Origin of the sequence: Paenibacillus sp. FSL H8-0175 (assembly GCF_045040615.1) — a bacterium.
Taxonomy (GTDB): domain Bacteria; phylum Bacillota; class Bacilli; order Paenibacillales; family Paenibacillaceae; genus Paenibacillus_AQ; species Paenibacillus_AQ odorifer.
Genome location: NZ_CP150299.1, coordinates 6,792,854 through 6,805,390 on the forward strand (window position 1 = coordinate 6,792,854; position 12,537 = coordinate 6,805,390).

Consider the following 12,537-nt stretch of genomic DNA (forward strand, 5'->3'; position numbering starts at 1 on the left):
GGTTAGTTGTGATTGATTTCACTTTATAAACTGATTATATTGTGATATTTATCACATTACAAGTCTTTTTTACCTATATCCTCATATTGTTCACAATTTTAAGTTTTTTTCCGCCACTGCTGCCGAATGCGACTCCGTTATCTTTGCCACGTGGGAGGTACATTATGATCCGTATTTGCAGGAATCCAAAGGAAGCATAAAAAAAGGCCTCCCCTCTAATACCAACAAGGAGAAGCCTTTTATTAAAACACTTTTACACCAAACCGTGAATCTCTCCGTCCTCATCCATCCATAGTCCCTCAGCGGCTGGCTTAGCTGGCAGACCTGGCATCGTAACGATGTTGCCTGTAATAACTACCGCAAAACCTGCACCAAGCGAAAGGGTAATATCTCGGACACCAATCGTAAAGCCTTCCGGTGCTCCGAGGAGTCTAGGCTGGTCGGAGAAGGAATAAGGCGTCTTCGCCAAACATACTTGAAGATCATTTAGCCCAAGCCGCTCGATAACCGCCAGACTCCGCTTAGCCGCCGGAGAAAAGTTCACTTCTGCCCCGCGGTAGATCTCACGGACAATTTTGTTGATTTTGGATGAAATGTCGAGATCCTTCTCATACAGAGGAGCAAACTGGCTCGGGCCACTATTGTCCAAGAGCTTGTTCAGTTCAGAAGCCAATTCCTGTCCACCTGCACTACCTTCCGCCCATACTTTTGAGATCGCAGCTGGCACGTTTAAATTGCGGCAGGCCTCCAATACATCATTAATCTCGCCCTCACTGTCCCCTTCAAAATGATTTATGGCAACTAAAACAGGGACTCCATATTTACCGAGATTCTCTACATGACGTTCTAAGTTCACCAATCCCGCGCGAAGCGCCGTCCGATTCTCGGTTAGAAGCTCACCTTTAGGCACACCACCGTTATATTTTAAGGACTTAACAGTTACGACAAGAACAGCAGCAGAAGGGTTTAACCCGGCCTGTTGGCATTTGATATCCATGAATTTCTCTGCACCAAGATCCGCTCCGAAGCCTGCTTCGGTGACCACAACATCTCCCAGCTTAAGGGCATAACGAGTGCCAATAACACTGCTGCAGCCATGAGCGATATTCGCAAACGGCCCCCCGTGTACAATAACAGGCGTACCTTCCAGAGTCTGTACCAAGTTTGGCTTAACTGCTTCCTTAAGCAGCGCTGTCATCGCTTCAACGGCCCCGATTTGCTCGGCTGTTACCGGTTGTCCCTCTTGGTCATATCCAATCAGAATACGGTTTAAACGCTTCTTGAGATCAATAAGGTTATCGCATAAGCATAACACAGCCATAATCTCAGAAGCCGTTGTAATCTGAAAGCCACTTTCCCGTACCGCTCCATTTCCGTCCCCGAGCCCAGTCACAATACTGCGCAGGCTGCGGTCGTTCATATCCATGACACGTTTCCAAACGATACGCTGCGGATCCAGTCCCAGCTCATTGCCTTGGAAGATATGATTGTCAATCATTGCGGACAATAAATTATGCGCAGAAGTTACCGCATGAATGTCACCGGTAAAGTGCAAATTAATCTCATCAGCCGGAACAATCTGCGACTTCCCGCCGCCTGTTGCACCGCCCTTCATCCCTAAGCAAGGCCCAAGCGAGGGCTCACGTAAAGCAGCCACAGTCTTCACACCTGCTGCATTCATTGCCTGCGCCAACCCGATGGTTGTTAAGGTCTTACCCTCTCCAGCAGGGGTCGGATTCACCGCAGTGACCAGAACCAGCTTGCCATCTGGCTTGTTTTTCATATCCTCCCATAAGGAAGGTGAGAGTTTGCTTTTATATTTGCCGTATAGTTCCAGATGCTGCTCGTCGATTCCTGCTTGTGCTGCTACCTCTGTAATTAACTTCATGCTTGTATAAAACCCTCCTGCCGTTATTATCCTGCTGTACTCCGCTTTTTTATGCATGTTCGCACAGTTGCTATATTCTCTTCAAAGGATACATCGTCTTTTTAAAGCGTCAAGTATAATTTATCACAATAAAAATTCAAGGCAATCTCCATTAATCCTTTAAAAAAAAGAAAATCCCCGCGAGCATCGGTCGAAACCGAGTCGAGGGGATACTTGGAAGATCACTCTGCAACTGACCCCATTATGGATCTACAGTAGTGACTCAATATGTTGTTTCATCGTTTCCGGCGATTCTTTGGGCTCCACACGAGCCACTACATTGCCGCTGCGATCAATTAGAAATTTCGTGAAATTCCAGCTAATGTCGCTGCTGTCCCCAGCACCAGGCTGCTGCTCCTTCAAATAATTGAAAAGCGGGCTGGCATCCGGTCCATTAACATCAACTTTGGCGAATACCGGAAAGGTAACTCCATAATTAATCTGACAGAATTCCTCAGCCTCTTCACTCGTACCTGGCTCCTGGCCCGCAAACTGGTTGCAGGGGAATCCTAATACTACAAGTCCTTGATCGCTATACTGTTCGTATAGTTTCTGAAGATCTCCATACTGTGGCGTAAGTCCGCACTTACTAGCCGTATTAGCAATCAGCAGCACCTTACCTTCATACTCCGCAAACGGCACTTCTTTACCCGAAGGTGTAACGCCGGCAAAATTGTAGATCGACATCTTTATTCCCCTTCTTTCCTTTTACTTAGACTACACTACGTATCTTACCCGAACTGTAAGGGAATGCAACTTCTGAACTCTTTTTATAGCCATAGAAAAAGCAGCCCTACAAATTTCATAGGACTGCTCTCTGCGTCTGTGTTATTTCGATACCGGAATTGCGTCATAATATTCTTCCAACGTAATATCCTTCTCATTGATATAGGCAGCAATGTCCTTACCTACATAACGGATATGCCAAGGCTCGTACTTATATCCGGTAATGTCTTGCTTACCTTCAGGATATCTGATGATAAAACCATATTCCCCTACATGCTTGGCCAACCACTCGGCTTCCTTCGTCCCACCAAAACAGCTCTCAGCGGCACACTTGCCATCACTTCCCGAGACATCAATAGCCAGCCCGGTCTGATGCTCGCTATAGCCAGGGACTGCACTGTAAGTACGGGCTTTTTCTTCCCCATCTCTCTCCACATAACGGTTATACAAAGTCGTCTGGGTTGCCTGTGAGCGGTAGGCAGAAACGCCTGCTAAATAAATTCCGTCTTCCTCTGCACCTGCGAACATCTTCTCCAAGGCTTTAGCGGCTTCGCTGCGCATCATACGCTTTTCGATTTTCTCTTTGAAGGTAAACCGGACATCAGGATAGACAAGATCCGTTGGTTTATAATTATCAGGCAAACCATACTGCTTATTTACCATCACTGTAATACTATCAGGCTCTGCAGATATAGGATCTGGAACACTACCTGCATTATCACCGCCTGATTCAGGCGGACTAGAGGGTTCTGATGGATCTGGTGTATCCGATGGATCAGCTACTGCCGGGTCTGTAATCCCCCCTCCATCACTTTCCCCCGTCTCCCCAGGCTCACCTTGAAGATTATCCCCCACATTTATATTTGAACCGTTACTCTCCGAAGCAGAAGGAGACGTGTACTTTCCTATTCCCCAACCGACAGCAATAACGACAATTAACAAGATTATAATTTTAAATTTTTTTGACATCTGTAAGTTCTTCCTCCTCGAAGCCGAACATTCTATTTATCTATTAGACAGGCTTTCCTTCATAAATGTTTCACTAAGAACCTATTTTTAATATAAAAATCAATATGTTCCACGCTATAAAATAAAGGTTACCATAGGTCATTAGCTTCAGCGCTAACTACCCTATGGTAACAAGTTTCATCTATAAAACTCTACTAACTTTATCTGGAAGTGCCGCGACCGCCGCTTTTAAAGCCACCGGATCCATTGCTACGGCCACCGCGTGAAGATCCGCCGCCGCTGTTGCGGCCGCCTTTGCCAGCAGCGCCACCCTTGGCACCGGCGTATCCACCTTTGCTGCCTTTACCACCTTTGCCGCCTCTAGACGGGCCTGCACCGTAACCGCTGCCTAAGCCGCCACGTGGAGTGCCTCCAGTGTATGCACCGCCGTCCGCACCTCTAGCTACGTTCTCACTGTAGCCAGTGCTTGGTCCGCCCTTCCGGTTCGCACCGCGCGAACCGGCGCTAGGCGTTGCCGCGTTACCGCTGGCAGACGCTTCGCCTCGGGAGGCGAAGGCGCCATAGCCGCCGCCTACTCGCACTACGCCGGCAGCCTTGCCGCCGCCCTTAGGAGCAGCAGCGTCATAGCCGCTGCCGCCACGCTTGCCCGCCGCCGCATCGGAACGACCGCGGCGACCTTCTGCAGGCGCGCCCCAGCCGCCTGCTTCTTTACCGCGGCCACGGCCACCTTGCCGCGCTCCGCCTTCGCCGCGCGGAGCTCCGCCGCGGCCAGAGCCGCCGGTCTTCGGCCCGCGGCCCGTGCGCGCTGCCTCAGCGCCGCCGCTTTGGCGACCGCCGTGGCGTCCGCCGCCTTGCACAGGGATGAATTCGCCAACGCCGAATTCATCCTTCTCGTAACGGCGGCGATCCAGCCGCTGCGAGATGCCATGCTCGATCAAATCCAGACCCTCTTGATCACGTGGAGATACGAAAGTTATTGCAAGCCCTTTGCCTCCAGCACGGCCAGTCCGGCCGATCCGGTGAATATAGCTATCCACATCAAGCGGCATATCATAGTTAAAGATGTGAGTAATACCTTCAACATCCAGACCCCGAGCTGCTACGTCTGTCGCTACAAGCAGCTGCAGCTTCGCATCACGGAATCTTTTCATCACGCCTTCACGTTTACCTTGGGACAAATCACCGTGCAGCTCGTCACATTCATAACCGGCTGCTTGCAGCGCTTCGTTCAAATTGGATACCCGTCGTTTCGTCCGGCAGAAAATAATAGCCAAGTAAGGACGATCCCGTTCAATGAGGGATTTGAGCGCTTCTTCTTTATTACGGTCCGAGCATTCCACTACTTGCTGTTTGATATTATCCAGCGGAATCGGCGAACCACTCTTAATGATGATATCCAGTGGCTCTTTCATGTAATTAGCAGCGAGACGTTTAATCGGATCAGGCATTGTCGCGGAGAACAACATAGTCTGACGACGATAAGGGACAGCCGTAATGATGGTCTCAACATCCTCCAAGAAGCCCATGTGCAGCATTTGATCGGCTTCATCCAGAACGAGCATTTTTACGCCGCTAAGATCCAGCGTCTCCCGGCGCATATGATCCAAAAGTCTGCCCGGGGTACCGATGATAAGATGTCTGCCGCCTTCCAGCTTGCGCAGTTGCTTCTCTACATCCTGACCCCCGTAAACCGCCAATATTTTGATATCCGTGTGACGCGCCAGCTTGCGTGCCTCTTCTGTAATTTGCAAAGCCAGCTCACGTGTTGGAGCCATAATCAGCGCCTGAGGGTAAGCCCGCTCCGTATGGATCTTGTCCATAATTGGCAGCAAAAAGGCCAAAGTCTTCCCTGTACCTGTCTTCGCTCTAGCTATTACGTCCAAGCCCTGCACCAATGGCGGAATGGCTTCCTGTTGCACTGGCGTAGGCTTAACAATGCCTTGACTTTGAAGCAATGTACACAGTAATTCTGAAACTCCTAAATCTTTAAATCCCGGCAAATTCTCCACCTCACTATTTTCTCGGTTTAATTTGATTACATCTCTTTCTTAACTTCCGTCTTCAAAAGCCCTGTATGAGGCAGCCTGCATAGGCTGTCCTGTTCTGGGGCATATGCTTCAGATTCAGCTATATTCAAACAAAAGCGGAAGAACACCGTCACCGGCATCCTTCCGTCCCATGTATCCCTTGACCCGTTAAAAGAGTGCGGTCAAAGTTCGGTTTCTGGGCAGCAGCGATCCACCGGACGTTAAGACGGCACTCCATTTGCGTTCCATTCCACTTTATACAATAGAAGTAAAGTTAAGCTTAGAAAGTTATCTTTTATATTGTACTTGATAGAAAGGCATTTGTGTGAAACTGCTGAAGAATAATTATTCAAATCCCTTAAGCTAGAACCTTCCCGATTTAAAAATCGCATAGATCAGCCACAAGAACATCAGAAGAGCCACTACGCTGCCAACCTCCACTGTAGGGAAATTCCATAACACTGAAGGCTGTCCACGCATCGCAGTACCAATAATGAGTCCTGTCATGATGATGCTAAACGCGAGCATCACAATACTGAATGCTAAACGGTTACCTACCCGGTCCAGCTTACGCTCCAGATTCTGCATCTCAGGTGCCACAATCTCCACCTTTATCTTTCCCTTACTGATCAGCGCGGATAACTGCTTAGCCTGCCCAGGAAGCTCCAGCAGACTCTCTGTTAAGTCGGCTACGCCTCCCAGGAACTTACGCTGCAATCGACTGCCGCTAAAGCGCTGCTTCACAAGTTCCCGCCCAAAGGGTTCCGCCATCTCCAAAATACTGATGGTTGGATCTAAGTTGCTGATGACTCCCTCCAGCGTGAGCATTGTCTTCCCTAACATCGTCAAATCCGGCGGCAGCACTAGACGGTGTTTTCGCGCTATGCCGAACAGATCATTCAGGGCTTTGCCTATACTCATTTTGCTAAATGGAACATCATAATATTCATCCCGCAGCCGATCCATATCATCATGCAGCGCACTTCGATCAGCATCCTCAGGAATGACTCCAAGACGCAAAATTGCCCGGACCATCGCATCCGTATTTTTGCGCATCAGAGCGATAATAAGTGCAGACAGCTGCTCCTTCATCTCCTCATTCAGCCGACCCATCATGCCAAAATCAATCAAAGCCAGCTTTCCATCACCCATCCGTATAACATTGCCCGGATGAGGATCAGCATGGAAAAAACCATGAATGAAGATTTGTCTAAGCATCATTTCCACAAGTTGCTGAGCAATGGCTTTAAGCTTAACGCCTTTACTCAGCAACTCATCGCGACGACTCAGCGTTGTCCCTACCACATATTCCATCGTCAGCACTCGTGTTGACGTATAGTCCCAATAGATATCCGGGATGTACACTCCCTCATAATCCATCTGCTGATCGATTTTCTCTGCATTACGCCCCTCTTGGCTGTAATCCAGCTCGCCAAGCAGCGATTTCGAGAACTCCTCTACCATACGGCACAGCTGATATTGCCTCGCCCAAGCGAGCCGCTTTTCAGCAAGCGTGCTTAAATCTTTGAGGATTTCCAAATCCCTGCTCATCGTTCGCAGAATACCCGGACGTTGAACTTTAACAGCTACGACTTGTCCACTGTGAAGCACAGCCCTATGCACCTGACCGATGGATGCCGCAGCAAGTGGCGTATCCTCAAAAGAATTAAAGATTTCATCCATATGCTGATCCAGTTCCTGCTCAATGATCGCGCGCACGCGGTCGACAGGAAAAGGAGGCACATTATCTTGTAGTTTTACCAATTCCTGAATAATAGAATCAGGCAGCAGATCTGAACGGGTACTGGCGAGTTGTCCCAGCTTAATAAAGGTTGGACCCAAATCCTCCAGCACCAGCCGAATCCGCTCCCCAAGCGTAAGGCTTGTGTGTGCTTCCTGCGTTACAAGACGACGTGGAAGGGATAGTAAGTGATAGAGCCCCAGCTCTTCCACCATATAGCCAAAACCATGGCGCATAAGCGCCATGGCGATTGCCCGGTAACGTCCGGCATGTCTAATGCGTACTGCCATTTAGTCCGAACGCGTTTCCGCCGATGTTCCCTCTAGATGGGAAATCCCCTCTAGCTCGGCCAACCGGCGCTCCAATACTGCAATTCGCCCTTCCAGCTCGGCAATATCGTTTTGTACAGGCACATTCATTTCCTTCAGCACGCGTTGTACTTGCTCTTGTACAGCAGATTTGAACATGCCTCGTTCTTCCTCACCACGTTCAATTAGCCGATCGACGAGAGCCCTAGATTCCGAAGGAGCAAGCTCCCCGCGTTTCACTAGTTCTTCAACAACCTTCTCTACTTTTTCCTTACTGACAATGGTGAGGCCCACTCCTAAAGAGATCGCTTTTTTAAACAAATCACTCATGGCACTTTCCTCCCAAAGATTCCGTTTCATTACATAACGGAGTTTATGATTAAAGTATACCCCACTGTGTACGTATTTCAAAAAAAACACAACATTGCTTAGTTAGTGACCGGAATACGGGCAGCCCAAGTAGCCGCCTGTAGAATTAGTTTACGTAGTGCCGGATGACGGAAGGAAGGTTCATGATGACCAGGCATAAGGAATACTACTCGTCCTAAACCATAGCTATGGCACCATGCAGCTGGAATCCATTGCCCCTCAGATTCATATTGAAGCAGAATAGTCCGTTCTGTGAACGGGTCAAATTCAAAATGATAGGGCTCCTCATCCAATTGGAAATCTTCCACACCTTCGGTGATGTCATGCTCTAGCACTTTGAAGTTCAGGGGTTCGTAAGCTGTGTGTCCGTTAAATCGACCCCCGATTAGCTGTGCAAGCTCGTTACGTTTCGTCAGCGAAGCTCCCGTATGAAGAACAATGAGTCCGCCTCCTCCACTTACATAGCTGAGCAAACCAGCCGTTTGTTGAGGGGAGACTGTTTCGTTCCACAATTCATTGTAAGCAATACATAGGTCATAACTTGCTAAATGCTCAATGCGCATTAATTTTTTATTTTCTGAACATTGCACGGTTAATAAATCATTTAAGATCTCACTAATTTGTTGGTCCACTCCTTGAAGTGGATGAAACCGGGGATGGGTGTAATCACCAAGTAATAGACATTTTCTCTTGTCCATGGGATCCTCCTCCTTATTCGTTGTTATTATTCGTCACATGTTGCCTATATTCTAAGGAAAACTGCCGCGAATGTCCATGCAGATGGCAGGTATATTGCTCTTTGGGCTTATTTTTCCGGGTAAAAAAGCATCCCCGGCCATGATAACAGGCGGGAATGCTTCTGTGCGATAACGTCATTCGTGTAAAGCTGACGCAACTTGTGACTTAGCGATTCGCCGCCACATATTTGCCTAGCTCTACAATCATGCTTCCCATCCGTTCATGCTCAGGCATAATGATACGCTGTACGCCCTCTTCTTTAAGCGCCTCAGAGGTAATCCGTCCTACAGAAACAGCAAGCACTTTATCCTCGAAAGACTTCAGCATTTCTTCCAGCTTTCCCTGTTCCCGGGCAAATTGACAGAGGAAACGAAACTGTGGTGCACTCGTAAAAGCCACGGCATCAATTTTGCCTGATATGATTTCTAGAAGCAATCTTTCCAGTTCGCCCGGCTCAGGTGGGGTATGGCGATACGGCAGCACTTGGCGGGTAGTAGCCCCAGCCTCCTGCAGCCATGCAAGCATATGAGGAGCTGGATCGCCGTGCAGCTGAAGAACGACTTCTTTCCCTTGCAAATTCAGGGATTGAAGCCCACGAATCAATCCGATTGTACTTCCGTCGTCGTCACGAACCTCCGGCGTAAGTCCTCTTTTTTTCAAAGCATTCACTGTCTTATAACCCCGTGCGGCAATAATAGAACCAGAAAGTACTTCTAAGAAACGTTCTTCGATCCCCATTCGCTCAGCCATATCGAAGAGAGCATCAAGTCCCATCCCTGTAGTCAGGATCGCCAAGTAGGGAGGCTGATTGATCCATGCATTCAAACCTTCCTGCAAGGCCTCGTCATCAAGAAATACAGTCCCTTGAGCAGGCCGGCCTACTGCCGTCCCCCCCATATTCTGAACCAGCTTGGCCATTTCTTCCGATTTGCGTGGACCCGCCAAGGCGACAGTGATCCCTTTTAATTGCTCTGCCATTTCCTATTATCTCTCCTCTCTCCATTGCCTAACCCAACATTATTGTTTATCAGTATACTTGCAAAGGAGTTCAAAAGGGAAGATAAAAAGCACGGTTCTCCTATCAGAAATCATTCTTATTACCAGAAGCGTTTATCTTAAAGCGGCTCGCCAGCTTCTGCAGTTCTTCTGCAAGACGGCTAAGGTCGGTAGACGAGGATGCCATCTCCTCTACAGAAGCAAGCTGCTCTTGTGCGGCAGTTGCGATAGTTTCTGTATTCACAGCCGCCTCTTCCGATATGCCGCGAATTTCCCCAATAGCCTTCTCCATATCATTAGATTCCACCAATAAAGTCTGCACAACCCCGCCCATGGCTTCAATCTTCTCCGCGGCACTCTTTACTGCTCTTCGGATACGGGAGAAAGAACGTCCGGAAGTATCCACAGCCTCAATGCCTTCGGATACGCGCTGTCTGGTGTCTTCCATCGTATGAGTTACCAGCAGCATTTCACTATTAATAGCGGTAATCTGTTCGGCAATCAAATGTGCGGATCTCTCTGATTCCTCTGCCAGCTTACGCACCTCGGCAGCAACCACCGCAAATCCACGCCCTTGTTCCCCGGCTCTGGCTGCCTCAATGGAAGCATTGAGGGCCAGCAGGTTGGTCTGGCGGGCAATCCCGGTGATGACACCAACAATGCCCTCGATTTGACTGGTTCTTTCATTCAGCTTGTCAATTACACTGCCCAGTTCTCCGACCGTTTCATGGATACCATTAATTTTGTCCACCACGCTGATAACCGAATCATTGCCTTCTGATGCTGAGAGTGAAGTCTTGTCCATCATTGTGGATACTTGCTCCATATATGTGGAAATCTGCTCGACCTCGCTAGCTGTAGCGGCAGTGCTCTCCATTCCTTTTCGTACACTAACCACCTGCCGCTCCGTCCCTGCCGCTACGTCCTGAATCGCTATGGTCACCTGCTCAATCGTTTGGGCAGTCTGATCCGCACTAGCCGTCAGTTCTTCCGCTGAGGAGGAGACATTGCTTGTCATCTCCTGCACGCCAATGATCATCTCGCGCAAGCTGATCACCATTAATTGAAAATTCTCTGCCAGCAGCCCTATTTCATCTTTACGGAAAACACCCATGTCTTCCGACAGATCACCTTTGGCTATCACCGCAGTTGCTTTCCGCAGCCGGAAAAGCGGTCTCAAAATCGATTGAATATTAAAATAAATCACAACCAGCGCAAGCAGAACGGAAACTACAATAACAAGCAGAGCTGTATCGCGGATTCCACTAGTTGCTGAGTTAACCTCGTCAATGCTGATCGTACCTCCGATTCTCCAACCCGTCAGTTCATTGACCATAAAGGTCATCTTTTTGGACGTATCCTTGAAGACATAATCGAAGACCCCTTGTTCTTTCTCGAACATTTTCTTAACAAAATCATCAGACGATTCCTGCCCGATAGCTTCTGTAGGATGAACTAGAAACTTCTTGCTGTTATCAACGATGAGGATATAACCTTCCTTGCCTACCTTAATTGAGGTCAGCTCCCCTAAAGTAGACAGGTTAAGATTCATTGTGATCACCCCATCACCGCCCTTAAGAACCGTTGATATCGCAATCGCGGTTTCCTTATTTACGGTTTGAAAAGCCGGAGAAATCACTGCCCCTTTTCCTTGCTTCAGAGAATTAATATAGGCGCTTTCCTGCCTTGGATCATAACCCTCTGGCAGCTTAGCATCTAAAGCATGAATAGCCTTGCCGTTGCTTGTACCCACATAAATGTCCAGTACATCCGGATGCAGCGCCACATATTCCTTCAGTCTGGCTTTTACAGCAGAGGAAGTCCCCCCAGATCCCTCACTGTTGATCCCCTCAGATGAAAACTCCGCGGCAAAATAAGAAATCGCATCTATTTTGGATTGAATATTAGAGTTAATGATTTCATTTACGGCCAACACACTTTCGGTAGCATTGTTCACCAGTTGATCTTCCACTTCCTGGCTGGCAGCTTGATAGGTTCGCCAGCCTATTATAATACTGGGCAGCAGCAGTATTATTAGGTATGTAAGAATTAACTTGGTACGGATAGTCATACCCGCATTTTTTTTCATAGACGTCATCATCTCTCTCTCATCTGAGTCTTAGGCAAGGATACATTTACCAGACTTAATATATAATTTAAAATCTGTTTTAGGAACCGATTTTCCTCCTATCTTTCTTTGTTTTTCTCATTTTTTTTGAGAATTGTCATATAAATGCAACAAAAAAGGCCGCCTCAATGAAAGCGGTCTCTCCGGATATACATATTATTACCGCAGCACAGGCTCCGGCACCTCTATCCTAATTATTCTTTTTGTTCTTACAGTTTGGGCAGACGCCCCCGAATACTACATGAGCATGACCAATGGTATAACCGGTATCCTTGGCCACTGTATTCATCCATTCACGCGGAACTTGATTCATAACCTCATCCACTGCTCCACAAACTTCACAAATGATATGCTGGTGATCATCCATACGTGCGTCATATCTGCTGGCAGCTTCACCAAGCTTAAGCTCACGAATCATTTGTTTATCTGAAAGATAACGCAGAGAGTTATATACCGTACCGTATGCTAAGCTATGTCCCTGCTCTACTAGCCGATTCATTACTTCCGCAGCAGTAGGATGGTCATGTGAATTAAGGACGATATCGTAAACGGCTTGACGTTGGGAGGTCAAATTTAGACTTTTCATTCCTATCATCCTCTAACTTATT

Annotated in this window: 10 protein-coding genes; all 10 read right to left on the reverse strand. The window is 48.0% G+C overall.

Annotated features, from left to right (window positions below; translation table 11 throughout):
• Positions 1-253 precede the first annotated feature (253 nt).
• Positions 254-1,888 (reverse strand): formate--tetrahydrofolate ligase, encoded by a 1,635-nt coding sequence (locus MHH46_RS30170; protein ID WP_076191749.1) that lies wholly within the window; start codon positions 1,886-1,888, stop codon positions 254-256.
• Between the two features lie 249 nt (positions 1,889-2,137).
• Positions 2,138-2,614, reverse strand: coding sequence for a glutathione peroxidase (locus MHH46_RS30175; protein WP_036681956.1), 477 nt, complete (start codon positions 2,612-2,614; stop codon positions 2,138-2,140).
• A 141-nt stretch (positions 2,615-2,755) separates the two neighbouring features.
• On the reverse strand, positions 2,756-3,622 hold the full coding sequence (locus MHH46_RS30180; protein WP_076179201.1) for a D-alanyl-D-alanine carboxypeptidase family protein: 867 nt from the start codon (positions 3,620-3,622) through the stop codon (positions 2,756-2,758).
• 200 nt (positions 3,623-3,822) lie between these two features.
• A complete protein-coding gene (locus tag MHH46_RS30185; RefSeq protein WP_081383618.1) occupies positions 3,823-5,622 on the reverse strand; it encodes a DEAD/DEAH box helicase in 1,800 nt (599 codons plus the stop codon).
• Between the two features lie 390 nt (positions 5,623-6,012).
• Positions 6,013-7,680, reverse strand: coding sequence for an AarF/ABC1/UbiB kinase family protein (locus MHH46_RS30190; RefSeq protein WP_076123972.1), 1,668 nt, complete (start codon positions 7,678-7,680; stop codon positions 6,013-6,015).
• Positions 7,681-8,028: a phasin family protein gene (locus MHH46_RS30195; RefSeq protein ID WP_036681962.1), complete on the reverse strand. Its 348-nt coding sequence runs from the start codon at positions 8,026-8,028 to the stop codon at positions 7,681-7,683.
• A gap of 98 nt (positions 8,029-8,126) precedes the next feature.
• A complete protein-coding gene (locus MHH46_RS30200; protein ID WP_076123974.1) occupies positions 8,127-8,765 on the reverse strand; it encodes a ThuA domain-containing protein in 639 nt (212 codons plus the stop codon).
• Positions 8,766-8,970: 205 nt separating this feature from the next.
• Positions 8,971-9,783: a uroporphyrinogen-III synthase gene (locus MHH46_RS30205; RefSeq protein WP_076123976.1), complete on the reverse strand. Its 813-nt coding sequence runs from the start codon at positions 9,781-9,783 to the stop codon at positions 8,971-8,973.
• A gap of 103 nt (positions 9,784-9,886) precedes the next feature.
• The gene (locus MHH46_RS30210; RefSeq protein ID WP_405132545.1) at positions 9,887-11,899 is read right to left on the reverse strand and encodes a methyl-accepting chemotaxis protein; all 2,013 of its coding nucleotides are present in this window, start codon (positions 11,897-11,899) and stop codon (positions 9,887-9,889) included.
• A gap of 220 nt (positions 11,900-12,119) precedes the next feature.
• Positions 12,120-12,515, reverse strand: a complete 396-nt coding sequence (locus MHH46_RS30215) for a Fur family transcriptional regulator (protein WP_076123979.1) — start codon at positions 12,513-12,515, stop codon at positions 12,120-12,122.
• Between the last annotated feature and the right edge of the window lie 22 nt (positions 12,516-12,537).

Coding starts and splice junctions, on each gene's coding strand:
- MHH46_RS30175 (WP_036681956.1), bottom strand. CDS start 2,614: ATGTCGATCTACAATTTTGCCGGCGTTACACCTTCGGGTAAAGAAGTG.
- MHH46_RS30205 (WP_076123976.1), bottom strand. CDS start 9,783: ATGGCAGAGCAATTAAAAGGGATCACTGTCGCCTTGGCGGGTCCACGC.
- MHH46_RS30210 (WP_405132545.1), bottom strand. CDS start 11,899: ATGACGTCTATGAAAAAAAATGCGGGTATGACTATCCGTACCAAGTTA.
- MHH46_RS30195 (WP_036681962.1), bottom strand. CDS start 8,028: ATGAGTGATTTGTTTAAAAAAGCGATCTCTTTAGGAGTGGGCCTCACC.
- MHH46_RS30170 (WP_076191749.1), bottom strand. CDS start 1,888: ATGAAGTTAATTACAGAGGTAGCAGCACAAGCAGGAATCGACGAGCAG.
- MHH46_RS30200 (WP_076123974.1), bottom strand. CDS start 8,765: ATGGACAAGAGAAAATGTCTATTACTTGGTGATTACACCCATCCCCGG.
- MHH46_RS30190 (WP_076123972.1), bottom strand. CDS start 7,680: ATGGCAGTACGCATTAGACATGCCGGACGTTACCGGGCAATCGCCATG.
- MHH46_RS30180 (WP_076179201.1), bottom strand. CDS start 3,622: ATGTCAAAAAAATTTAAAATTATAATCTTGTTAATTGTCGTTATTGCT.
- MHH46_RS30215 (WP_076123979.1), bottom strand. CDS start 12,515: ATGAAAAGTCTAAATTTGACCTCCCAACGTCAAGCCGTTTACGATATC.